Source organism: Microcoleus sp. Pol12B3 (assembly GCF_036701355.1).
Taxonomy (GTDB): domain Bacteria; phylum Cyanobacteriota; class Cyanobacteriia; order Cyanobacteriales; family Microcoleaceae; genus Microcoleus.
The window spans coordinates 111,599-134,060 of record NZ_JAUBQS010000003.1 but is presented as its reverse complement, the minus strand read 5'-3'; the positions used below and the strand labels follow the sequence as shown (position 1 = coordinate 134,060).

Here is a 22,462-nt window from a genome sequence, read left to right as displayed (position 1 = left end):
AGCGAGAAGCATTAGCGACTATTGTTTCACCAAATGCTCCCGATCTAATTGGCAAGCAGGAAGGAAAAGCGCGCATCATAAGGTGCGATAGATTATGATAGCAGCTAATCATGTCTTTTTTGAGCGAGTGCTTATGAATCCCATACTTTCGATTTGGGGGCGTTGGGGCTTAGCTGTAGGTGCGACTATCCTAATGGGATCTGCCGCCGCGCCAAATCCCCAGACATTTGAAAGTTTTGCTGATTTCTGTGCCCACAAAGAGAATTTGCCCCCTGAAACCAGACATACGGTGGAGGTGTTGCTATCAAAAGCAAAAACACAAGAGTGCGATCGCGCTCAAAAAACCCTGACTAATCTCACAGAACTTTCCCTGATTCGCAATCAAATAGTCGATATCAAACCATTATCCAAATTCACCAATCTGAGAAAGCTCAACCTCAGTAGAAATCAAATAACAGATGTGCAACCCTTATCGGGACTGACTAATCTGAGATTTCTCGTCCTCAATTTCAATCAAATCTCAGACGTGAAACCATTATCGGCGCTGACTAATCTGACAGAGCTTTTCCTCGAAGCCAATCAAATCGTAGATGTAAAACCTTTAGCTGGGTTGACTAATCTAACAGGGCTGTCCCTCGCATCAAATCAAATTGTAGATGTGACACCTTTATCGACAATGACTGAGTTAAATTTTCTTTATTTGAGTGGCAATAAAATCGCAGATGTGAAACCATTATCGGGATTGACAAATCTGATACTGCTTTTCCTCGAATCCAATCAAATCGCAGATATCAAACCTTTAGCGGGATTGACAAATCTGACCGCCCTACACCTCAGTAGAAATCAAATCGCAGATGCCAAACCTTTAGCGGGATTGGTATATCTGACAACCCTCGATCTCAGTAGAAATCAAATCCCGGATGGGGAAGCCGATCGATTAATTGAGAAAAATAAACAACGATTAAATCAAAAAACAGATGAAGCCGAGCGATTGGTTCAGGAAGCTAGGCTATTATTCGCTCAAGAAACAGCAGCATCTGATCAGGAGGCCTTGCAAAAGTTTGATGCAGCGCGTTCGCTTTATCAAAGGCTTAGAAATCGGGAGAAGGAAGCTTACACGCTGCATCAAATGGGCTTCATTACTAATAGATTAGGAGACAGACAGCAAGCCCTGGACTACTACAAGCAAGCCCTTTCTTGGAATCAGACTGTAGCCGATCGCCCTGTGCAAGCCCTCATCCTCAACAACATTGGGGCCGTCTATTATGCTTTGGGAGAGAAACAGCAAGCCATCGACTACTATAACCAAGCCCTTTCCCTAATTCGGGAAATGGGCGATCGCCCTGAAGCAAGTATCAACCTCAGCAACATCTCGAACCTACCCGCAAACAGCGACACATCTTTGGGCGATCGCACTGCGGAAGCCACCACACTCAACAACATCGGCTTAGCCTACAGCGATTTGGGAGAAAAACAGAAAGCAAAAGAGTATTTCAACCAAGCCCTTCCCTTATTCCGGGCTGTGGGCGATCGGGCTAAGGAAGCAACTACCCTCACCAATATTGGCTTAGTCTATTCAGATTTGGGAGAAAAACAAACAGCCCTCGACTACTACAAACAAGCCCTCGATTTGAGACAAAAAGCGGGCGATCGGCGTGGAGAAGCCCTCACCCTCAACAATACAGGTACTACTTACTCAGAATTGGGAAAACAGCAGAAAGCAGAAGAATATTTCAACCAAGCTCTGCCACTGTTTCGCGCTGTGGGCGATCGTCCTGGGGAAGCTCTCACCCTCTACAATATGGCTAATATCAAAGGCGATCGAGGCAATTTAATCGCAGCCCTCACTGACATTGAAACCTCCATCAAAATCATCGAAAACCTCCGCACCAAAATTACCAACCACGAGCTTCGCCTATCATACTTTGCCACCGTGCAGGACTATTACCAGTTCTACATTGACCTGTTAATGCAACTGCACAAAACGCAACCCAAATCTGGTTATGATACTAAAGCCTTTCAAGCTAGCGAACGCTCCCGCGCCCGCACTTTATTGGAACTTCTTCAAGAAGCAAACGCCGATATTCGCCAAGGTGTCGCCCCAGAATTATTGCAGCAAGAACGCAATTTACAACAGCAACTTGATGCCTTAGAAACACGGCGAATCGAAACTATAAGCCGCCCCAATCATACCCCCACAGAAACAGCAGAATTAGACCAAAAACGGCAAACTTTACTAGGACAATATCAGGAAGTTCAAGCCCAAATCCGCTCCACCAGTCCCCGGTACGCCACCCTCACCCAACCGCAACCTTTAACCCTGGCACAGATTCAAGAACAAATCCTCGATCAGAATACAATTTTACTCCAGTATTCTCTAGGGAAAGAGCGCAGCTATCTGTGGGCTGTGACTAAAACCAGTCTCACCAGTTATGAATTGCCCAAACAGGTTGACATCGAAAAAGCCGCCCGCAATTTCCGCGATGCTGTGACTAACCCGCGCTACCGAAACATTCCCGATCGAGTGGCTGAAGCTAACAACACGCTCAGTCAAATTATTTTACAGCCCGTAGCAGCACAACTCGCTCAAAAACGCCTGCTGATAGTTGGCGATGGCATTCTCAATTACCTCCCCTTTGCCGCCCTCTCACTCCCCGAAACACCAGGTAAAAATCGGAATCAGCCTTTAATTGTAGACCATGAAATTGTGCTGCTGCCTTCAGCTTCCACCTTGGGAATCTTAAGACAAAACTACAATGACAGACAACCCCCAACTCGGACTTTAGCAATGCTCGCCGATCCAGTTTTTAGCGCTGACGATGAACGACTCAGAATCCAGTCTAATAGCGCCAATCCCCAAGCAATAGAATCAGTAAATCTCGGTTTAAGCCGCTCTAGCCGCGCCAATAACATACAGTTGAGCCGTTTAAAATTTACACGCCAAGAAGCTCACATCATTCAAGCGTTAGTACCAGCTAATTCTCGCACCGAATCTTTGGATTTTGCAGCCAGCCGCGCCGCAGCAACCAGTCAGAACTTAAGCCAATATAAAATCATTCATTTTGCCACTCACGGTTTAGCGAATAGCACTAACCCGGAACTATCAGGAATCATCTTGTCACTGGTAGATGAAAAGGGCAATCCCTTAAACGGATTTCTGCGGCTTACTGATATTTTTAATCTGAAGTTAGCAGCAGATTTAGTAGTGTTAAGTGCCTGTCAAACCGGAATGGGGCAGATCGTTCAAGGCGAGGGGATGGTAGGATTGACACGGGGATTTATGTATGCAGGGGCTCAGCGAGTCGTGGTGAGTTTATGGAATGTGGATGATGAAGGAACAGCTACTTTAATGTCGAGTTTCTATCAGGGAATGCTGCAAAAAGGGTTAACGCCAGCGGCAGCATTGAGGGCCGCACAACTGGAAATGTGGAAGCAGGAAGAGTGGCGTTCTCCTTATTATTGGGCGGCTTTTACCCTTCAGGGGGAATGGCGATAAATTTTAGGAAAAAAACCAGCATTAATTCCCATTCCGGGCGAGTGTAAGTCTGGCGAGAACTTTTTGCGGTGAATCTGGATACCAAAAAAAGCGGCTCCGCTTCCTGCAGAACCGCCGTCACAGAGGATGAAAAATCAAAACTTAACGCACAACACCCTGTACTGAAGGTGATTCAATTGTTTTCATGAAGTACAGCTTCACTAATTGCCAGCCGTTCGACAAATACAAAGGCAATTTTTGGAAGAACTGCAAGAATTTCGGAGTATTAGAAGCAGCAATTGTAGTCAACTTCTGATTGTTCTTGAGGCAAACATCCAGTCGTTCATAAAATTCTGGATTGTTCACGTCCAGCATGACGGGGAAGACGCGGCCTGCTGTTTCGTTGGTCTTTTTAATCACTTCAATGTCGTATTCGCGAGCATCGAGACCGAGCGATCGATAAAAACCGGCGCGCTGGATATCATTGAGATACATTGTCGCGAACACTGACAGCAAGAAGAAACGGCACCAAAGCTTAGCGCGCCAATCGTTCAACATCTGAGGCTGAGCTCTCATCACCGCATCGAAGAAATCTCCGTGGCGGTTTTCATCCTGGCACCAATTTTCAAAGAATCGGAAAATCGGATAAATCTGGTCTTCAGGATGGGCCTTTAAGTGCTGATAAATGGTGATGTAGCGCCAATAACCGATCTTTTCAGACAAGTAAGTCGCGTAGAAAATAAACTTCGGCTTAAAGAATGTGTAACTGCGGCTCTTTGTCAAGAAACCCAAATCCAGGGACAAATTAAAGTCCGAGAGAGCTTTGTTGAGGAAACCGGCGTGCCGCGCTTCGTCCCGCGACATCAGGTTGAAACCCTCGGCGAGCACTGGATTTTTGTCTTTGAGCCTGCGTCCCAATTCTTTGTAAAGCAAGAACCCAGAAAACTCAGCGGTGCACGAACGTTCTAGAAACTCAATGAACAACTGGCGTTTTTCGCCGTCAATGTGATCCCAAGATTGAGCGAACTCCTCATCCCGCACGAAGTGGTTTTTGTTGTAGTCAACGCGGAACTCTTGGATAATTGCTTCTAGTTCGGCTTCATTTACCGAGATGTCCATTTTGGCCATCTCGTCAAAGTCGGTTGTGTAAAATCTCGGCGTGAGAATAGTTTCTTTGGCTGGGGCTTTCACTCCCGGCCGCAGTTCTTCAAAAGTGGGTTTTTTGAGGGAATCTACCATATTTTTATTGGATTTCTGCTTATAACTACTCGCTTGTTTCAATTGTCGGGTACTGCGGGCGATCGCGCTCGTGTATGTCCGGCCAGCGCTGGCGGCGCGCTTGGTTTGGCGCTCCGTGTGGAATCCCGGTCTAAGCTGCTGTAATTTCCACGCCCTCCAGTTTACCAAGCTCTCGCCCGCGCAAATATGTTACTGGCGTTAAGAATTGCTACGCAAAATTACTCATGGGCTTCCAGACAAGGTATTGGGAAACCAAATTCTGCCTTTTGTCAGTTTATTAGGCTACCACACAAATAAATTCCCATGTCAAGCTGTTTAAACACCAGACAGAAAGTACACAATGTATAGAGGGACTCCAATTCTTAGAATAACCAGGCAGGACGGTCAGAAAATGAGCAATTTAGGTGTTAGTTACCTTTTATGGGCAGCTTGTTTTTTCGGCCCATTCGGACTCCACCGCCTCTACAACGGCAAGATTGGTACGGGTTTGCTGTGGCTGTTTACCTTTGGTTTGTTTGGGTTTGGGCAATTGTTTGACTTGCTGCTGCTGCCGAACATGGTGGACGAACACAATGCCAGTCTCAGGGGCAAACTCGGCGTATCTCGCGAAGGTATACCGCTATATCCCAGCAGCGGGGCGATCGCCGCGACATACCCCAAGCAAACTCCAGACCAGTTAGGGGTTAAACTCCTGAAAGCAGCTTATACAAAGAACGGAAGATTATCTGTCACCCAAGGGGTGATGGCAACCGGCGCTACCTTTGCCGAAGTGGAAGAGGCTTTCACGGCAATGCTCAAAACCGGTTATGTGAGTATCGAGAATGATGCCGTAACTGGCGTCGTGATCTACCACTTTCACGAACTTTAGCTGCTGCGGGTGCGTTGCCTAGGGGATTTTGTCTATTTTTCCAGAAGCTAATCGCTGACGCACCCTACTACTTGATATTGCTGACCGAGCAGTTGTTGCGGTTTTTCGAGTAAGCATTGCCGGCAAAATCGGCTAGAATGTTTGTTTGTCTATATAAGCAAGCAGAAAGTATTTAGCGTCATGGCAGTCCCTAAGAAGAAAACCTCCAAATCCAAGAAGAATATGCGTAAGGCCACATGGAAGCGCAAAGCTGTAGTGGCAGCTCAGAAAGCTCTGTCTCTGGGCAAATCTGTTCTGACTGGGCGTTCCAACAGCTTCGTGTATCCCGGCAATGAAGAAGAGGAGGAAGAATAGAAAGGGAATACCGGGCATGGGGCGAACCCGATGCCCGATCGATCAATCCTTTTTTGCTGTGGGTAAAATCAGCATGGCATCGCCAAAGGAATAAAAGCGGTACTGTTGCTCGATCGCTTCTCGGTACAAATCCAACAGCCGAAGCCTTCCAATCATCGCACTTACCATCATCATCAAAGTAGAGCGGGGCAAGTGAAAATTGGTAATCATCCCCTCTACAACCCGCCACTTGTAACCAGGGTAGATAAACAAATTGGTCGGGCCGCAAAAAGGTTGCAAGGAAAAATCGCCACTCGCGGCCGCGGCTCCCTCTAAAGCTCGGACTGCTGTTGTACCCACGGCAACGATCCGCCCGCCTCGGGCTTGAGTTTCCCGGATTTTCTCTACGGTGGCGGCGGGTACTTCCACCCATTCGCCGTGCATTTTGTGAGCCGTCACGTCTGCTACCTCCACCGGGCGAAACGTCCCTACTCCGACGTGTAAGGTGACAAAAGTTTTTTCGATTCCCCGCTGTTCCAAGCGGCTAAACAATTCTTCGGTGAAGTGCAGGCCTGCTGTGGGAGCAGCCACGGCCCCAAGCCTCTCGGCATAAACAGTCTGGTACTGTTCCGCTGAAGCTTGGGAATTTTCGATGTAGGGCGGCAGGGGTACGTGGCCGTATTCGTCCAAAAACTTCACCAGATTCTCATCTGTGGGGATGTCAAACTCCAGTAGCCGTCCCCCTGTTGCGTCGTCCCTCTCTATAACTGTCGCAGTCAATCGACGACGATCGGGCATCGTGGCATCGGGAAGGCAACAGCAAGGAGCTGTGGTAGAGTCCTCACAGGCAGGCGCTATGGGATCAAACTCAATTTTTGCTCCCAACTTTAAGCGTTTCCCCGGTTTAACCAAAGCCAGCCAACAGTTGTGCTGCCGTTCTTCCATCAGCAATATCTCCACAGCCGGGCCGTTGGGTTTGTGCCCGTAGAGCCTCGCTGGCAGCACGCGGGTGTTGTTCAGTACCAGCAAGTCGCCCGGTTGCAGCAAATCGGGTAAATCCCTAAAAATCCGGTGTTGGTGGCTGCTGGGAGAATCTACAGCCAACAAGCGAGAACTGTCCCTCGGCACTACGGGATTTTGGGCAATGCGCGAGGGCGGAAGTTCGTAGTCGTAGCCGTCCAAAGACCAGTCCATCTCTGTCATCGAGTGAATTCCTGTGCGATCGATCTGTCAACTGGGTAACAAATTGGGTAAAAACCCCCATGCAAAGTCGGGTGCTTTTCCCCTTGTGGTGGCGGGTATAGCCCGCGAGGATAGAGGTGTAGCATCAGCTTTGCTCATAAGGATCGTTATGGAATACCTCTACTACATCGCCAATACTAGCCTTACTCTGAGAGTCGTGGATTACCTACGCACGGCTCATCATCTTCCCTTGCAATTTATCACTGTTATTCACCAAATTGACGGCTGGGTGGTAAAGGTGAAGATGAGCCAATATTTAACTCCCGAAATGCACGGGGATTTTCGGGCTTTTATGAACGAACTCGGGATTCCTTACGATCCTGAAATTCGCTTGCAAATGGCGCTTTGGAGTTTGGAAACCGGACAGTCGCCGCTGAGCGTGATGCGCCGCTACCAGGTGGCCGTGGTTTGTCACGGCAGCCCTGACCGTAAGGAAATTGAAGCGTTTCGCCAGCAGTTTGTCAAGGGTCTGGGATATTGCCCGGAAACTCTGGCCTAGATTGCTACGCATATACATTAACTGTGATGACAGAACAGGAGAGGGAGAGAAGGGGAAAGCGGGAGAAGATTTAACGCTTTTTTCAGCTCCGTTAAAGCTCAAGAAAGAAATGCGCGACAGCCTAGGCAAGTTAACAATTAAAAATTACCTAGTGGCATTCGTTTGAGATTTTACCCTCTGAATTTTAATTATATATTTTTAAATGCTAAAAGCCGATCGAATGTATTCTTGCAGGGTGAGTCGGTAGTTTCCTGCAAGGGAATATTGAGAACTCGCTGCTGTTAATGGTAATAATATTTGCTTAGTGTTTTGTTGTGAAGGTTCGCACCTGACTAAGGCGACATCAAAGCGACAAGAATTATTTGCTAAATCTGGGTGAGTGCTTAAAAATATTTCGGCTGTTTGCCAAAGTTTGGCTTGTTTTGTGGTAGTAATAGCCAACATTCCACCCGCATCCCAATTTCCCCGGCGGCGAGTTTTTACCTCTACAAATGCTAATGTTTGGGAATGGGGAATGGGGAATGGGGAATTTTCGTTACCTATGTTGATTTCGCTTTCTTCATCTCTTCCGAGTGCGATGATGTCAATCTCTCCCCAGCGACAGCGCCACTGGCGGTGCAAAATTTCCCAGCCTTGCTGCTGCAACCACTCGGCGACTAAGTTTTCTCCCAATGTGCCGATATCCCTAGAGTTTGGGGATTGGGAGGAATTGGAGTCAGCCGTGGCTAACGGGCGATTCCCTAGGGGATAGCTACGGTTGACGCTCTTTCTGGTAGAATTCAATTCTGAACTTTCACGACTGCCCATTAGCTTGAACTTGTATGATGATTTCTCGAATTCGCCAACATATTTATACTTTCTTGCTGAGTTTTGTTATTTTAGCAGTAATTGCCGCTGGGGCGATCGGTATTAATCCCGCACCTGCTTTCGCTTTGGATCACGACAAAGAAATCCTAGTCGGCGCTGATTTTACTGGGCAAGTTCTGACTGACGACAGCTTTAATAAAGCCAATCTTCGCAACAGCAATTTTACCAATGCAGATTTGCGGGGCGTCAGCTTTTTTGCGGCCAATATGGAAGAAGCAAATTTAGAATGCGCTAATTTCACGGGTGCTACTTTAGATTTAGCTCGCATGATGAAAGCGAATTTAACTAATGCTATCCTTGAGGGTGCTTTCGCTTACAATACCAGGCTGGAAGGAGCTATCATTGACGGTGCAGATTTTACTGAGACACTGCTGCGAGACGATATGATAGAAAAACTTTGTAAAGTGGCAAAAGGGACTAATCCGGTGACGGGTAGAGATACTCGCGAAACTCTTTTTTGCGATTATTAAAAGGCTCGTTGAATAAAGGAATAAAGCCCTTACTACAAACCATTTTGGAGTAAGGGCTTTATTCCTTCTACCAGTAAAAAAATAATGTAACCGCAGGCAAGCTTCAAACCTATATCGAATGAGTCATCCCCAATCAAAAATCAAAAATCAAAAAAGGTATTAGCCCCAAGGCACGGATGTTAAATCGTAAAAATTAACTTGACGCAGCCGCTCTAATTCCTTGAGCCATTCTTGTTCGGCACAAAATAGTTGGTGATATTCTATCGCCTCTTCGCCACTGCTAGCTGCCTTGGCTTTTTCCCACATATTGAGTGCAATCCGGCGGCGCTTCATGCTGATAATTTGCTCGATACAGGCGAGGGCAGATCTAATTACTAGAGGTGCGCGATAAACGTTTCTTTCTGAGAACTCATTTAAGTGAAATAAATGCGAGATTTGATTGAGTTGATTCGGATATTCAAGAAAGCTATCTTGCAATTTTAATATTAACTCAGAAGGCGCTACTTGTAAAGACATTTTGTGCAATATTTCTGCATTCACAATCTGATGCCACAAAAATCTGTGGTGAGAAAGGCTAAACTGCACGTCTCTAGCTTCTATTGCTTCTCTGACATCTTGGCGGTATTCGGGACAGTGCAAATAAATCTGCAATAATTGCGCTTCTGCTTCTTCTAAAAGACTGCGGGCTACGGCAGATAAGCTGGATTTTGAGTTTTTGTTTTCGCCGCTTGCACGCTGCTTTTTATATTGTTTGTTCGGCTTGAGCTTGTTTCTAATTAACAGGGGCATTGTCAAAGCTTCGTCTTGACTCTGCCGCTTTGCCCAATCGCTGACTACTTGATTGAGTAAGTTTTCAGCAATCATTTTTGTGAGTCTAAAATCTCCTTTACTGAGAATTTCGGCGCATTTTTGCAGGTAATGTGCTAGCTGATTGTCGTCAGTGATATTAGTTAATAAGTTAATGATTTTTTTGGTAACTTGCTGGGAAGTATCGGCTTGCTTCAAATCTTGATTGACGAGCATTTGTTGCAGTTGCCAGTCGAGCCACAACGGAGCATTTTCGAGCAATTCTCGATATTGTTCTGGGGAGTATGTTTTGAGGTATTCATCGGCATCTTTGCCGTCGGGAATGTTGAGCACCCGCAGTTGCACTTCTCCTTGATAAGCGAGTTTTTCTATTTCTCCAATCGCGCGTTCTGCTGCTTGAGTTCCTGCTTTGTCGGCGTCGAAGTTGAGGATAATTTGTTTGGAGTCAGTGTACCGCAATAACTGCCGTACTTGGTTTAAACTTAAGGCTGTGCCGAGGGAAGCGACGGCGTTGGAGATGCCGGCGGCCTGAAGTGCGATCGCATCAAAGTACCCTTCTACCACCACTGCGCGATCGGCTTTGCTAATGGCTGTTTTTGCTGTATCTAAGGCGAATAAAGTTTTGCCTTTGTCGAACAGTTCTGTTTCGGGAGAATTGAGGTATTTCGGCTGTTCGTCACCGAGAGCTCTACCGCCGAAACCGATGACTCTGCCTTGGGTGTCGCGTATGGGAATCATAATCCGATTGCGGAAGCGATCGTAATAACCGCTGCTGCCATTTTTTCGGGGTACAATTAATCCAGCTTGTTCTACTAATTGCGCCGGATAGTTTTTCTGTTCTACTAAATAACTGTAAAGTGCTTCCCAACCTTGGGGTGCATAACCTAATTGAAATTGTTGGATAGTTTCTTCGCTTAGCTGGCGCTCTGATTTGAGATATGCTAAGGGTTCTTCTCCTTGGGTTTGTCGCAAAGCGTGTTCGTAAAAGTTGGCTGTTAGTGCTGAGATTTCATAAAGTTGTTCCCGCAGAGAAATTTGCCGCTGCAATTCTTGTCGGTGTTCTGGTTCGACTGTTTTGACGGGGACTTGATAATTTTTAGCTAATTCTAATACTACTTCGCTGAAAGGGCGTTTCTCCAGTTCCATGAGAAACTTAAAAGCATTGCCGCCTGCACCGCAGCCGAAACAATAATACATTTGTTTGCCGGGACTGACTGTAAAGCTGGGAGATTTTTCATCGTGAAAAGGACACAAACCTACAAATTCTTTGCCGCGTTTTCGCAACACGACGCGACCGGAAATAACGTCTACTATGTCGGCTCTTTGTTTAACTTCTTCGATTGTTTCTGGATGCAGCCGGGGAACTTGCATAGGGTTATTTGAGGCGAATTAAAATGATGTTTATTTTGAGCGATCGCACTTTAGTAAAGCACAAAACTGACTTCCAGGACTTGCACACAAAAACTCAAGCGTTCCGGTTTTTTGTACCAGGGCTGCTCGCTGTTAATATGTGTTTTATTAAAAAACCCGGTTTCTCCGTAAGGCATAACTTTATTGTAAGATATTTACACTAACTGTAAGGAGCATCGAAAATAATGCGAATTTTAATTATGGGCGGTACTCGGTTTATCGGGGTTTATCTTACTAAGATTTTAGCAGCACAAGGGCATGAAGTGGTGTTGTTTAACCGGGGCAACAAGCCTGTACCGGTTGCGGGCGTAAAACAGATTCAGGGCGATCGCACAAATGTTGAACAACTGCAAGAAAAGTTATCGACGGTCGAGTTTGACGCTGTTTTTGACAACAACGGCCGCGAACTCAGCGATACAAAGCCTTTAGCTGAAATATTTAAAGGGCGGGTGCAGCACTTTGTTTACATGAGCTCTGCGGGGGTTTATTTGAAGTCGGATCAAATGCCTCATATCGAAGGGGACGCTACCGATCCTAAAAGCCGGCATTTGGGTAAATGCGAAACCGAAAATTACTTGGCCGCATCGGGTTTGCCTTGGACTTCGATTCGCCCGACATACATTTACGGTCCCCAAAATTATAATGATTTAGAGGCTTGGTTTTTCGACCGCATTGTGCGCGATCGACCGATTCCGATTCCCGGTAACGGAATGCACTTCACGCAGTTGGGGCACTGTCAGGATTTGGCTAAAGCAATGGCGGCGGTTTTGGGCAACTCTAGGGCGATCGGGCAAATTTACAACGTTTCGGGCGATCGATTTGTCACCTTTGACGGTTTAGCCCGCGCCTGCATTCAAGCGGCAGGCAAATCCCCTGATGCTATTAAGATTGTACACTACGATCCGAAACAATTTGACTTCGGCAAAAAGAAAGCTTTTCCGATGCGATTGCAGCACTTTTTTGCTTCAGTTAATAAAGCTGTCACCGATCTTAACTGGCAGCCGGAATTTGATTTACTTTCTGGATTGAAAGATTCTTTTCAGAATGATTATGTAGTTTCGGGACGGGACAAAGCTGAGATAAATTTTTCAGTCGATGATGAAATTTTGAAATCGGTTCAAAGTTAAGTTAGAGTGGGAGCATCCCAATGCCAGCAAAAATGTAGAACCCCACCCTCACCCTCCCCCCTCCGTAAGGGGAGGGAACAAGAAAGAAAGCAAATGGAACTAAATTAATGATTGAACAACTGCATCATGGATTTCACCCGGAAATTTATTTTATGGAAATTCAAACTTCCCAGTGGTCGTTCGACCAATTAAAAAATTTAGAGAGGCTATATTAGATTTTTCAAATGCGGAAGATTTAACAGCTTGGTTGGAAGCTAATTCTCCAAAAGACTAGGAAATATTAGGTAAATCTCATGCTTGGAATAACACTCAGCAATCGCTACAGCATTATCCGTCACTTGGGAGGCGGCGGATTTGCTCAAACTTACTTAGCTGAAGATAAGCAGCTACCAGGCAATCACCTCTGCGTCGTCAAGCAGCTTAAACCTCAAGCAACCGATCCGGAAACTCTACAGGTAGCTAGACGTTTATTCGATACCGAAGCACAAGTTTTGTACAAATTGGGAAATCACGATCGCATTCCCCGACTTTTTGCTTTTTTTGAAGAGAATCAAGAGTTTTATCTCGTTCAAGAATTTATAGAAGGTCACGATTTAAGTCAAGAAATTACGCCTGCTTCTCCTGGGAATGCGGGAGTTATGCAGGAAGATCAAGTTATTTGTATATTGCAAGAACTTCTGGAAATTTTAGATTTCGTACACCAGCAAAATGTGATTCACCGCGATGTCAATCCCCGCAATATCCTCCGCAGAGATAGAGACGGAAAATTAGTTTTAATTGACTTCGGCGCAGTCAAAGAAATTACTACTCAAATCACCAATCCTCAGATCAAAAATAGCTTGAGTGTCAGCATCGGTACTCCCGGTTATATGCCTAGCGAACAAGCTCACGGCAACCCGAAACTTAGCAGCGATATCTATGCCGCAGGTGCGATCGCAATTCAGTTCCTGACGGGCATCAATCCCCACCAAATGCCAAGAAACCCCGATACAGAGGAAATTATTTGGCAGGACAAAACATCAGTCAGTCCTGAATTTGCCAAGATTTTAGATAAGATGGTAAAGTACGATTTTCGCCAGCGTTATTCTAGTGCCGGCGAAACGCTGCAAGCTATTAAAGAATTGAAAAATTATTTCAGCGGTACAGTTCCTGTATTACCTCCGGTTGCTGCTGCGAATAAGCCTGTAAAATCCCGAAAAAAACTCTATTTAAAAATATTGTCGATCGCCAGTTTAATTGGCGTCAGTATTATAGCATCTATTTATGGTGTAAACACTTTTAATTCTGCCAATGCAACTGATTTGTACAACCGAGGCAATACTCTTTACAATTTAAGCCGATTTGAAGAAGCTCTGGCAGCTTACGAGCGAGCAATAACTCTCAGACCGGACTACGCGGAAGTTTGGCAGGAAAAAGCCAAAACTTTATATGAATTGAAAAAATACCAAGAATCGCAGTCAGCTTATGATAAAGCCATAGAATTAAAGCCGGAATACTTGGAAGCTTGGACGGGACGCGGTTATGCTTTGGAGAAGTTGCAACAGTCTCAAGAGGCGATCGCATCTTTTGATAACGCTTTGAAAATCCAGCCCGACTATGCCGCCGCCTGGGAAGGCAGAGGCGATACTCTGTTAGATTCGCAGCGGTACGAAGAAGCGATCGCCTCCTACGAAAAAGCGGTACAGTTTCAGCCAAATTTGTACGGTGCGTGGTACAATCGGGGGCAAGCTTACCAAAAATTAAAACAGTACGATCGAGCCGTAGAATCCTATCAAAAAGCAGTTGAAATTAAATTCGATAATTTTGAAGCTTGGTATAACTTAGGCAATGTTTTCCTAGAATTAAACAAAAATAAAGAAGCTTTTGAAGCCTACGAAAAAGCCGTGCGGTTTCAGCCAAATTTTTATCAAGCCTGGTACAGTAAAGGCATCGCTTTGCTAAAAATGCGCCGACATGAAGAAGCAGTAGAAGCTTACGAAAAAGCTGTTAAATTAAAACCGGATTATTATCAAGCGTGGTACAATTTAGGTTGGTCGTACCACGAATTACGCAAGTATGAACAAGCAATTGAGTGTTATAACAGAGCCTTAGATTTAAATCCGAAAGAATATCAGGCGTGGTACAATAGAGGAAATGCTCAGTACAATTTGAATCGGTACGAAGATGCGCTAGTGTCTTACAACGAAGCCGTTTATGTCAAGCAAGACTACTCCGAAGCCTGGTACAGCCGCGGTAATGCACTTGTAGCGGTAAAAAGATACGAAGATGCGATCGCCTCCTATGACAAAGCAATTCGCTACAAACCGGATTACGGAGCGGCAATGGAAGCAAAAAAGCGGGCAGAAAGTCAGCTAGGAAGCAGCCCGCTAGAATCCCAAAAACAACAACAACAATAATTGTCATTAGTCCCCCTCTGCTAGGACTTTGGGTGTAGTAATGATTTCACGCTCCCAATAATCGTGGGGTAAGTTATCTTTTAGCGAACAGCGGGAGAAATTAAGGTAACTCGGCGGCTGTCTACTAACATCGGCCAAAAACCTCGATCGCTCAATGTTTTTACCGCAGCAGTAGCGGCGTTTTGATCCGTTGTATAAGCGACGAATAAAAAGGGACGCTGGCCGTAGGAAGCTAAGCCTACTTGCGTGCCTAATGCTTGCCTGACTTGGGCGGCTAATTCCGGTTGGTTGAAGTAATCTACTAACACTGCATAACCAGGACCCAGGGGTTGGGGATTGAAGGCAAGATTGCCGCTGGGAGAATTGGTTATTGGTTCAGAACCTGGTGCTGGCTGAGGGTTGTAGACTGGCAAATTTTGGGGTAGCGCCGCTGCGGGCGATCGTACTACGTAAGCTTGCAATCCGACAACATCTTCGATGTATTTCACCCAATCGCTGGCGATTTGCGAGTCCCGAAAGCCACCCACTCGCGTCACCGTGTCATTAATGTACCGACAAACTGTGTTGTTAGTATTTCCAGGGAAAGAGCGTTTTGCTCTTTCTTGCTGTTCGGGTGTTGGGGTGACAATTAACAGTAGATATTCATCGGACTGGGGCGGTTGGCAGCCCGACTGAGCTTTAACAGAACTCGATAAAATTGTCAATACCAAAAGGGCGATCGAAGTAGCAGAAAATAGGGGGAGAGACAAAATAAATTTGTACAATTTACCCCTAATTATTGTTAGTTGTTTCGTCTGATATTTTGCTATTTTGTTCATGCTGTCTGTAGGGATGCAAGGGCATCGGGAATAGTTGCTGACGGTGCTTGAAATTCACCTGTCAGTACATATTCTAATCGCAGTTTCAACCAGGTGATAAAGACAGGATCGGTAGAAATAATAGCGGCGGCTGGCTGAGGGCATTTTGCTTTAACTTCTGCCATTGTCGGTGCTTCTAGGAAAGCCGGCTGTTTGACCAACCAGAAGTCTATTTGTTTTTCTTGTTCGTTGTAGTTGCGAGTTCTTTCTTTAAACACTTCATCTAGGGCTTCTTCTTCTAGCAAAAAGCGTTGGCTGGCTAAAACGTAGTAGTAGGTTTGCATTTTTCTGGGTTGTTAGAGGTTGACGGTTAGCGCTTAATGCCACCTGTACCGACCAGTTTTGCTGGTCAGGGGCGGGTTTGCCGAGTTGCGGTTGTTGGAGAGTTCTAGACTCTTGTGCCGTTTACTTTACCTTATTTGCTGTCATCTTGGGTAGATGCAGAGCAAGTCGCCTCAGAAAAATCGTTGGTGGCGAGAGTGGAGGGAGTTGTGAGAGTTGCGAGATGTGCGAGATTTGCTGGTTTTTTGGGGATTTGGGCAATTATTTTTCGGGCTGGTGATTTTCGGGAAAATTGAGGTGACAATAGGAAATTAGATGGAATTGCAGGTTGAATAATTACTAATTATTGAGGTAAACAGAACGCTGTTAAACCGGATTGGGAGTGGTTTGCATATGAAAATACTTCAGACAGTTTTTGATTGGGAACCCTAAAAAAAGGCTTTGATGGTGATCGATGTGCTCGCGGGAAAATCAAGGGTTTGTGACTACTACCTAAAAACAGTCCTAACTATTGTATTAAAAATGTAAAATGTGTGGATTGATTTCCTCTCGGCGGAATAGACATCGCCCCGCTGTCACTTCCCCCATCCCACCAAAAGCGATCGCCCTCCGCCCCTGCTCAAATAAGCTCAACAAATCAGCTAAATTTGTTGCCCACGTACTGCTGCCAAAGGCTAAACTAATCTAAGTTTTACCATAAAATTTTCTCCCCCTTCATGAACATCGCTTATTTAGTCAACCAATATCCCAAAGTCAGCCACAGCTTTGTCCGCAGAGAAGTCCTAGCGGTTGAAAATTGCGGCATGAAAGTCGCACGTTTTTCGATCCGATCCTGCGAGTCAGAACTCGTTGATGGGGCCGACAAACTAGAGCAAGAATTGACTAAAGTAATCTTAGGAGTTGGTGTAAAGGGGTTAGCGTGGGGTTTGCTGCGCGTTGCCGCAACTAGACCCATTCGATTCATCGAAGCTGTGCGGTTAATGTTCAAAGTTGGCTGGCACTCGGAACGGGGGATTTTGCTGCATCTAGCTTATTTAGCAGAAGCTTGCATTCTTTTAAATTGGTTTGCAGAATCCGGTACAGCACACGTTCACGCTCACTTCGGGACAAATTCCACAACAGTTGCAATGCTGTGCCGCGTGCTTGGCGGCCCGACTTACAGTTTCACCGTTCACGGCCCTGAAGAATTTGATAAAGCGACACTTCTTTCCTTAGACGAAAAAATTAAACGATCGACCTTTGTAGCGGCAGTTAGTTCCTTCGGTAAAAGTCAGCTTTTTCGGTGGTGCGATCGCACTTTTTGGTCAAAAATTCACGTCATACACTGCGGCGTAGATGCCGCATTTTTAGCTGCACCCTACGTCCCCATACCCCCAGCACCGCGCTTAGCTTGCGTTGGCCGGCTCAGCGAACAAAAAGGTCATTTGTTATTGCTAGAAGCTGCTAACTTGCTAGCAGTTCAAGGCTTAGAGTTTAAGTTGGTACTCGTAGGAGACGGGCCGCTGCGATCGGATATTGAAAAGCAGATTCTGCAACTCGGCCTGCAAAATCATATAGAAATTACCGGGTGGGCCAGTGGCGATCGAGTTCAGCAAGAGATTTTAGGTTCACGGGCAATGGTATTGCCGAGTTTTGCTGAAGGTTTGCCCGTCGTAATTATGGAAGCCCTCGCTCTCAATCGGCCCGTAATTAGCACTTATGTTGCTGGCATCCCGGAGCTCGTAGAACCCGGTGTTTGCGGTTGGTTAGTTCCTCCCGGTTCCGCAGAAGCATTAGCCGTAGCGATGCGCGCGGTATTGGAAGCACCTTTAGAAAAGCTAGAACAAATGGGGAAAACAGGAGCCGAGAGAGTTGCTCAACAACACAACGTTGATTTAGAGGCCCAAAAATTAGTCGCGCTGTTTGATAGTGCTATTAAGGCGTGATTAAAAAAGTAGTAAGGCAATGCTGTTTCCCTACCCCAAAATAATCATTAGCCCTCCTCGGATGTAACTCTCGCCCTATTAATGGTAGGGAAACGGCAGTGCCGTTTCCTGAAGGTGGGTAATATTAATTCCGATGCCACCGGATTTGAGATAACAAGGGCGAGCATTATGCCTGTCCTATAATAAAAATCATTCTTTGTGGAACAGGCATCTTGCCTATTTATTTAATTAGAACGACCTACTTACAAACTTTTTAAGGAATAGGAACAGAGCGCAACAATCGATCTACAATTGCCTTAGCCCTCCTTCCCCCCGCCGGAATTAAACGGTGAGACAGTACGTGCGGCGCCACATACTTAACATCATCATCAGTAGCAAAATCCCGGCCCTCCATAAATGCCAAAGCCTGGGATGCCCGGTGCAAAGCCACCGCACCCCGGGGACTCACCCCGAGAGTAATCTCCTCATCTTCGCGCGTCGATCGCACCAAATCTACCATATACTGTTTCAAAGAGCCTTCCACCTTCACAGCAGCGCACAAACGCCGCAATTCCTGCACCTGTTCCAAAGAAATACAAGGCTGCAAATCTTCCACTGCAAAACTATCAGAAAGTCGTTCCAACATTTGCAACTCTTCCAACGCAGCGGGATAGCCCAAAGTCAAAGACAAAGTAAACCGATCCATCTGGGCTTCCGGTAGCGGAAAAGTGCCTTGATATTCGATCGGGTTCTGAGTCGCAATCACAAAAAACGGCGCCGGAACATTCCGAGAAACTCCATCTACTGTCACCTGCTTTTCTTCCATCACTTCCAGCAAAGCTGACTGAGTTCGCGGGGTCGCCCGATTGATTTCATCGGCAAGCAAAACATTAGCAAAAACTGGCCCGGGCAAAAACTCAAACTCTCCGCTGCGGGGATTCCAAATGTTAGTACCGGTGATATCCGTCGGTAACAAATCGGGAGTGCACTGAATCCGCTGAAACTTCCCATCGATCGATCGCGCCAAAGACTTCGCCAGCAGCGTTTTTCCCACACCGGGTACGTCTTCCAGCAGCGCGTGCCCACCCGAAAGCACGGCTACCAGCACCAAGCGAATAGCATCCGCTTTGCCGACCATAGTTTTGCTTAGATTTTGTTTGAGCCGCTCAATATGTTGTCTCATATCCCTGATTACTAAGTGCTAATTGCTAATGGTTGATCGAACATCAAACTGCCAAAATCTTGAGTCTTTGCCTTGCGGACTTCGTATTGGTAAAACTACAATTGTTCTGACTCATCTTCCACCATTTTTAAACCTATGACGCTGTTCTAGATCACATAATTATTAGACTTTAGCAGTTAAGAGGCTTCTAGCAATATCGCAATCTGCCTGAATTTGAGTTTTGAGAGCATCCAGAGAAGCGAATTTTTGTTCGGGTCGCAAAAACTCTACTAAACTCGCGCTCAAGGTTTGACCGTACAAATCCCCAGACCAATCTAACAGGTGAACTTCCACAGTGGGTTGCAGCCCGTCTACTGTCGGGCGACAGCCAACATTCATCACTCCATTGACAAAAGATAAATTGGATGATGTACCCGGAATTAGAGATTTGGGATTTTCCCGCTGATAGAAAGAACTTTCCTCTTTCATCTTTTCCCATCCATGCTTCAGCGAGACTTGCACCGCATACACGCCAAAACGTGGCAAAAATTTTTCCGGTGGCAGTTCGATATTAGCAGTAGGAAATCCGATCGTCCTACCCAGCCGCTGTCCGCCAACCACAGTCCCGACTAAACTGTAAGGTCGCCCCAGCAACTGATTCGCTCTTGTGAGGTCGCCGGATGCCAGACCTTCGCGGATTGCAGAACTGCTGATCCGATCGCCCCCACCGCAATTGTGCAGGGGTGCAAGAGCAACATCAATACCGTAACCGGCGGCGATCGACTGTAAATCCACAGCCGTTCCAGCGCGTCCCCGTCCAAACCGAAAATCAACCCCCACACTAATTCGACTCGCTTTTAGTTGCCGCACCAAAATTTCCTCGACAAACTCACAAGCAGTCAAAGCCGCCAATTCTCGATCGAACGGCAGCAGCACAAGTTGCTCGACGCCCATTGCTGCGAGCAATTCTACCTTTTCTGCCAGAGGGGTCAGCAGTTTTTTCGGTTGACCCGTAAAGAATTCTTGCGGGTGCGGATCGAATGTCACCACAGTGCTGTAAAGTCGATCGACCCCATCAGAATCGATCCCAGAGAGGCTGTTGCGGTCAGCCCTAATGCCTATCAAACCCTCGAAATTATGGCTGCTGCCAGCTCGATCGGGCGGTGCTGCTGAGTCATTTTCGCAGGTCGCCGGATGTTCCCTTGGCAAATTTTGATCTGTGCCAACGTTTGAGCGCGTGTTTTGCCCCGACGCAAAAACCGTCGCAGAATTTTGCCCAGGCGATCGATTTAAAATTGGCTGCACGACTTGTCGATGCCCTAGGTGCAAACCATCAAAGTTTCCCAAGGCAACAGAAGTTGGAGTCAGAGCAGCGGTACAAGAAGAAGTTACCCACACGCTTAAAATTTTGACATACTTAGTCAGATTGCGATCGCCAGTCGATGTTAGATATTAGATTTTAGATTTTAGAATTGACTCCACAGATAAATCTGGAAGTTTGAACTTTGGTCTAAACTTTTTGGTTTTCCACGACAGGAGTACGTGGCACGGTATCTGTCTTTGAGTGAGGTCAGCCCTCGCTTAAATTTCAGATTTCACCGATCGAGATTTCAGAACCACCTGACAAGCTCAAATCCCTCAGACAGACACTTGAGGCGCTTGCACCGACGCTTCAGACAAATCGTTATCAGGAGGCAGCAATTGTAACGACAAACCTTCCCGCGCCATCAAGCTATTCGGGAACCTTTGAGCCACTTGTTCTCCCACCCTGTCTAAAAACTCGTCATTGTGCAGCGGGTCGTGGTGAAAAATCACCAACTTTTTGACATTAGCAGCCTTTGCCACCTTCACTGCTTCCTGCCAAGTCGAATGTCCCCAGCCGACCTTGCTGCTCTTCTCGGCATAATACTCCTCATCGGTATAAGTAGCGTCGTAGATCAGCACCTCAGCATCCTGAGCCAAATACAGCACATTTTCGTCTAAACGATCGGGAAAATGTTCGGTATCAGTCACGTAAGCAGCCGCATACCCCCGCCAGTTGACGCGGTAGCCTATAGCTTCCCCCGGATGGTTCAACAAAGCAGTTTCCACCTTAATCTCTCCGAGTTCCAGCGGTTTGCCCACTTCTATATCGTTAAATTTCAGGTCTGCCCCCATAATTTGCAGGGGTACCGGAAAATTGGGGTGCAGCATCTGGTCGTGGAGGCGCTGCTGGATAGTAGCCTTATTAGGAGCAATAGCCCCATAGATGTGAAAGCAGTTCCCAGGAATAAAAGCTGGGACAAAAAAGGGGAATCCTTGAATGTGATCCCAGTGAGAGTGAGTAAAAAACATATGAGCTTTTACGGGCATCTGGGACAGGAGAGTTTGTCCCAAAACCCGCAATCCAGTACCGCCATCGAAAATTAGGCGGCTGTCACCCACTCGCATTTCTACACAGGGCGTGTTGCCCCCGTAACGTACTGTTTCTGCCCCGGGAGACGCTATGCTACCTCTAACGCCCCAGAAGTGAACCGTGAATTGGTTTTGCATACTAGACATGGGTTTTCTTGCAAGATTGTTCCGGCGAGTTATCGATAATAAGGTGTTTACATATTACTAAGGGCTTTACCATCAAACCCAAGCTCTTTGATGGTCGAGTTCCCCACTTGTTGGAAGTGCCAAGAGTCTCGCTCATCGCGAGAATGTAAAACTGTTGGGCTTGACAACTGAGCAATAAATTACAAGGTAGACTAATGAAGTCTCGATCGTAACTATTCTTTTCTTCTCTTCACTAGCCTAACCTCCACAGACACACTTTGGGGCCGCAGTTATGTCTGAGTTTGGTCAAAAGCCGCTGTTTTTCCAGCCTCTGCACTTGCCGAACACGATCGCGCGGTCGGTTGTTTGCCTTGCTGCTTTACGGGTTGGAACCTGGATGATGGCTTTCCTGCTATCTAGTCCGGTTGATCGACCATAATATGCAGGTGTCGGGGCTGTTTTGCGGCGATATCTGGCAGATCTTGCCGATCGGGCGTGAACGCGCCTATACAAGAATGACGGTTAGTTTATCAGACTTGAGATGCTCTCGCCATTTAACCCCTGCCCACGAGCATCAGGGAGTCCTTTTTGCCAGAACTCGGTTTAATTAACTCAACTCCCATTAATTCAAAAATCTTAGCAGTTTAGGAATGCTTCTGCTATTAATTATCAACCAATACTGTCTGGATTCTCGACCCGCCCAGAGGCTGCGGTTTGTCCAGCTAGCGATCGAGCTGAACCCAGCCTCATCTGACACCGGGGTAGCAGCGAGAGTCCGGGCCTGGGGGCAAAAGGCTAAATTTTCTCGTGCATTTCTTGGCGGACGAATTGAATCACTCAAAATTCCCTTCTTTTCTGAAATTAAAAAATTTCGATTTTTTGCCATCATGCCAACTCCGAGCGCCATTCTGTCTCAAGAGTGATGCAGAAATATTCCCTGTTAACCTGTGGTGCTTTTCCCAACAATCTTCAATAGCTCTATTTTGGGTAAGGATTTCTCGGAA

At 46.4% G+C, this 22,462-nt stretch carries 19 protein-coding genes; 10 read left to right on the top strand and 9 right to left on the bottom strand.

Annotated features, from left to right (window positions below; all coding sequences use genetic code 11):
- Nucleotides 1-94 precede the first annotated feature (94 nt).
- The gene (locus QUA53_RS02550; RefSeq protein WP_333094879.1) at nucleotides 95-3,496 is read left to right on the top strand and encodes a CHAT domain-containing protein; all 3,402 of its coding nucleotides are present in this window, start codon (nucleotides 95-97) and stop codon (nucleotides 3,494-3,496) included.
- Nucleotides 3,497-3,637: 141 nt separating this feature from the next.
- Here QUA53_RS02550 and acsF read toward each other — a convergent pair whose 3' ends face one another.
- Nucleotides 3,638-4,714 (bottom strand): magnesium-protoporphyrin IX monomethyl ester (oxidative) cyclase, encoded by a 1,077-nt coding sequence (gene acsF / locus QUA53_RS02545; RefSeq protein ID WP_333095022.1) that lies wholly within the window; start codon nucleotides 4,712-4,714, stop codon nucleotides 3,638-3,640.
- Between the two features lie 391 nt (nucleotides 4,715-5,105).
- On the opposite strand from acsF, the gene QUA53_RS02540 reads away from it, so the two are divergent.
- The gene (locus QUA53_RS02540) at nucleotides 5,106-5,582 is read left to right on the top strand and encodes a TM2 domain-containing protein (RefSeq protein WP_015176602.1); all 477 of its coding nucleotides are present in this window, start codon (nucleotides 5,106-5,108) and stop codon (nucleotides 5,580-5,582) included.
- Nucleotides 5,583-5,762: 180 nt separating this feature from the next.
- Nucleotides 5,763-5,936: a 50S ribosomal protein L32 gene (gene rpmF / locus QUA53_RS02535; RefSeq protein WP_006632406.1), complete on the top strand. Its 174-nt coding sequence runs from the start codon at nucleotides 5,763-5,765 to the stop codon at nucleotides 5,934-5,936.
- Nucleotides 5,937-5,978: 42 nt separating this feature from the next.
- Here the strand turns inward: rpmF and queA are convergent, their stop codons facing one another.
- Complete coding sequence (queA, locus tag QUA53_RS02530) at nucleotides 5,979-7,118, bottom strand: tRNA preQ1(34) S-adenosylmethionine ribosyltransferase-isomerase QueA (protein ID WP_333094880.1); 1,140 nt, start codon at nucleotides 7,116-7,118, stop codon at nucleotides 5,979-5,981.
- Between the two features lie 148 nt (nucleotides 7,119-7,266).
- Between queA and QUA53_RS02525 the strand changes: the two genes are divergently transcribed.
- Nucleotides 7,267-7,656: a hypothetical protein gene (locus QUA53_RS02525; protein ID WP_006632408.1), complete on the top strand. Its 390-nt coding sequence runs from the start codon at nucleotides 7,267-7,269 to the stop codon at nucleotides 7,654-7,656.
- Between the two features lie 198 nt (nucleotides 7,657-7,854).
- On the opposite strand, the gene QUA53_RS02520 is transcribed toward QUA53_RS02525, so the two are convergent.
- Nucleotides 7,855-8,463, bottom strand: coding sequence for a YraN family protein (locus QUA53_RS02520; protein WP_333094881.1), 609 nt, complete (start codon nucleotides 8,461-8,463; stop codon nucleotides 7,855-7,857).
- A gap of 14 nt (nucleotides 8,464-8,477) precedes the next feature.
- Here QUA53_RS02520 and QUA53_RS02515 point away from each other — a divergent pair, with 14 nt between their 5' ends.
- The gene (locus QUA53_RS02515) at nucleotides 8,478-8,993 is read left to right on the top strand and encodes a pentapeptide repeat-containing protein (RefSeq protein ID WP_333094882.1); all 516 of its coding nucleotides are present in this window, start codon (nucleotides 8,478-8,480) and stop codon (nucleotides 8,991-8,993) included.
- Nucleotides 8,994-9,152: 159 nt separating this feature from the next.
- On the opposite strand, the gene dnaG is transcribed toward QUA53_RS02515, so the two are convergent.
- Entirely contained in the window at nucleotides 9,153-11,171 is a 2,019-nt protein-coding gene (gene dnaG / locus QUA53_RS02510) for a DNA primase (protein ID WP_333094884.1), read from the bottom strand.
- 224 nt (nucleotides 11,172-11,395) lie between these two features.
- Here dnaG and QUA53_RS02505 point away from each other — a divergent pair, with 224 nt between their 5' ends.
- Both QUA53_RS02505 and QUA53_RS02500 read left to right on the top strand, forming a co-directional pair.
- Complete coding sequence (locus QUA53_RS02505) at nucleotides 11,396-12,337, top strand: NAD-dependent epimerase/dehydratase family protein (RefSeq protein WP_333094885.1); 942 nt, start codon at nucleotides 11,396-11,398, stop codon at nucleotides 12,335-12,337.
- Between the two features lie 293 nt (nucleotides 12,338-12,630).
- Nucleotides 12,631-14,733 (top strand): tetratricopeptide repeat protein, encoded by a 2,103-nt coding sequence (locus tag QUA53_RS02500; protein WP_333094886.1) that lies wholly within the window; start codon nucleotides 12,631-12,633, stop codon nucleotides 14,731-14,733.
- An 80-nt stretch (nucleotides 14,734-14,813) separates the two neighbouring features.
- On the opposite strand, the gene QUA53_RS02495 is transcribed toward QUA53_RS02500, so the two are convergent.
- Both QUA53_RS02495 and QUA53_RS02490 read right to left on the bottom strand, forming a co-directional pair.
- Nucleotides 14,814-15,551 carry a hypothetical protein gene (locus QUA53_RS02495; RefSeq protein WP_333094888.1) on the bottom strand — a complete coding sequence of 246 codons (738 nt, stop codon included), beginning with the start codon at nucleotides 15,549-15,551 and terminating at the stop codon, nucleotides 14,814-14,816.
- On the bottom strand, nucleotides 15,548-15,874 hold the full coding sequence (locus QUA53_RS02490; protein ID WP_333042436.1) for an MgPME-cyclase complex family protein: 327 nt from the start codon (nucleotides 15,872-15,874) through the stop codon (nucleotides 15,548-15,550). The genes QUA53_RS02495 and QUA53_RS02490 overlap by 4 nt, the downstream gene beginning before the upstream one ends.
- Before the next feature lie 114 nt (nucleotides 15,875-15,988).
- Between QUA53_RS02490 and QUA53_RS02485 the strand changes: the two genes are divergently transcribed.
- The gene (locus tag QUA53_RS02485) at nucleotides 15,989-16,168 is read left to right on the top strand and encodes a hypothetical protein (protein WP_333094889.1); all 180 of its coding nucleotides are present in this window, start codon (nucleotides 15,989-15,991) and stop codon (nucleotides 16,166-16,168) included.
- 420 nt (nucleotides 16,169-16,588) lie between these two features.
- The gene (locus QUA53_RS02480) at nucleotides 16,589-17,797 is read left to right on the top strand and encodes a glycosyltransferase (protein WP_333094890.1); all 1,209 of its coding nucleotides are present in this window, start codon (nucleotides 16,589-16,591) and stop codon (nucleotides 17,795-17,797) included.
- Between the two features lie 253 nt (nucleotides 17,798-18,050).
- Here the strand turns inward: QUA53_RS02480 and QUA53_RS02475 are convergent, their stop codons facing one another.
- The 3 genes from QUA53_RS02475 to QUA53_RS02465 form a co-directional block, all read right to left on the bottom strand.
- Nucleotides 18,051-18,959 carry a MoxR family ATPase gene (locus QUA53_RS02475; protein ID WP_333066985.1) on the bottom strand — a complete coding sequence of 303 codons (909 nt, stop codon included), beginning with the start codon at nucleotides 18,957-18,959 and terminating at the stop codon, nucleotides 18,051-18,053.
- Nucleotides 18,960-19,121: 162 nt separating this feature from the next.
- Nucleotides 19,122-20,336: a bifunctional riboflavin kinase/FAD synthetase gene (locus QUA53_RS02470; protein ID WP_333094891.1), complete on the bottom strand. Its 1,215-nt coding sequence runs from the start codon at nucleotides 20,334-20,336 to the stop codon at nucleotides 19,122-19,124.
- 240 nt (nucleotides 20,337-20,576) lie between these two features.
- Nucleotides 20,577-21,479 carry an MBL fold metallo-hydrolase gene (locus QUA53_RS02465; protein WP_333042449.1) on the bottom strand — a complete coding sequence of 301 codons (903 nt, stop codon included), beginning with the start codon at nucleotides 21,477-21,479 and terminating at the stop codon, nucleotides 20,577-20,579.
- A gap of 629 nt (nucleotides 21,480-22,108) precedes the next feature.
- Between QUA53_RS02465 and QUA53_RS02460 the strand changes: the two genes are divergently transcribed.
- Entirely contained in the window at nucleotides 22,109-22,381 is a 273-nt protein-coding gene (locus QUA53_RS02460) for a hypothetical protein (protein ID WP_333094892.1), read from the top strand.
- Nucleotides 22,382-22,462 lie beyond the last annotated feature (81 nt).

Coding starts and splice junctions, on each gene's coding strand:
- QUA53_RS02550 (WP_333094879.1), top strand. CDS start 95: ATGATAGCAGCTAATCATGTCTTTTTTGAGCGAGTGCTTATGAATCCC.
- acsF (WP_333095022.1), bottom strand. CDS start 4,714: ATGGTAGATTCCCTCAAAAAACCCACTTTTGAAGAACTGCGGCCGGGA.
- QUA53_RS02540 (WP_015176602.1), top strand. CDS start 5,106: ATGAGCAATTTAGGTGTTAGTTACCTTTTATGGGCAGCTTGTTTTTTC.
- rpmF (WP_006632406.1), top strand. CDS start 5,763: ATGGCAGTCCCTAAGAAGAAAACCTCCAAATCCAAGAAGAATATGCGT.
- queA (WP_333094880.1), bottom strand. CDS start 7,118: ATGACAGAGATGGACTGGTCTTTGGACGGCTACGACTACGAACTTCCG.
- QUA53_RS02525 (WP_006632408.1), top strand. CDS start 7,267: ATGGAATACCTCTACTACATCGCCAATACTAGCCTTACTCTGAGAGTC.
- QUA53_RS02520 (WP_333094881.1), bottom strand. CDS start 8,463: ATGGGCAGTCGTGAAAGTTCAGAATTGAATTCTACCAGAAAGAGCGTC.
- QUA53_RS02515 (WP_333094882.1), top strand. CDS start 8,478: ATGATGATTTCTCGAATTCGCCAACATATTTATACTTTCTTGCTGAGT.
- dnaG (WP_333094884.1), bottom strand. CDS start 11,171: ATGCAAGTTCCCCGGCTGCATCCAGAAACAATCGAAGAAGTTAAACAA.
- QUA53_RS02505 (WP_333094885.1), top strand. CDS start 11,396: ATGCGAATTTTAATTATGGGCGGTACTCGGTTTATCGGGGTTTATCTT.
- QUA53_RS02500 (WP_333094886.1), top strand. CDS start 12,631: ATGCTTGGAATAACACTCAGCAATCGCTACAGCATTATCCGTCACTTG.
- QUA53_RS02495 (WP_333094888.1), bottom strand. CDS start 15,551: ATGAACAAAATAGCAAAATATCAGACGAAACAACTAACAATAATTAGG.
- QUA53_RS02490 (WP_333042436.1), bottom strand. CDS start 15,874: ATGCAAACCTACTACTACGTTTTAGCCAGCCAACGCTTTTTGCTAGAA.
- QUA53_RS02480 (WP_333094890.1), top strand. CDS start 16,589: ATGAACATCGCTTATTTAGTCAACCAATATCCCAAAGTCAGCCACAGC.
- QUA53_RS02475 (WP_333066985.1), bottom strand. CDS start 18,959: ATGAGACAACATATTGAGCGGCTCAAACAAAATCTAAGCAAAACTATG.
- QUA53_RS02465 (WP_333042449.1), bottom strand. CDS start 21,479: ATGTCTAGTATGCAAAACCAATTCACGGTTCACTTCTGGGGCGTTAGA.
- QUA53_RS02460 (WP_333094892.1), top strand. CDS start 22,109: ATGCTTCTGCTATTAATTATCAACCAATACTGTCTGGATTCTCGACCC.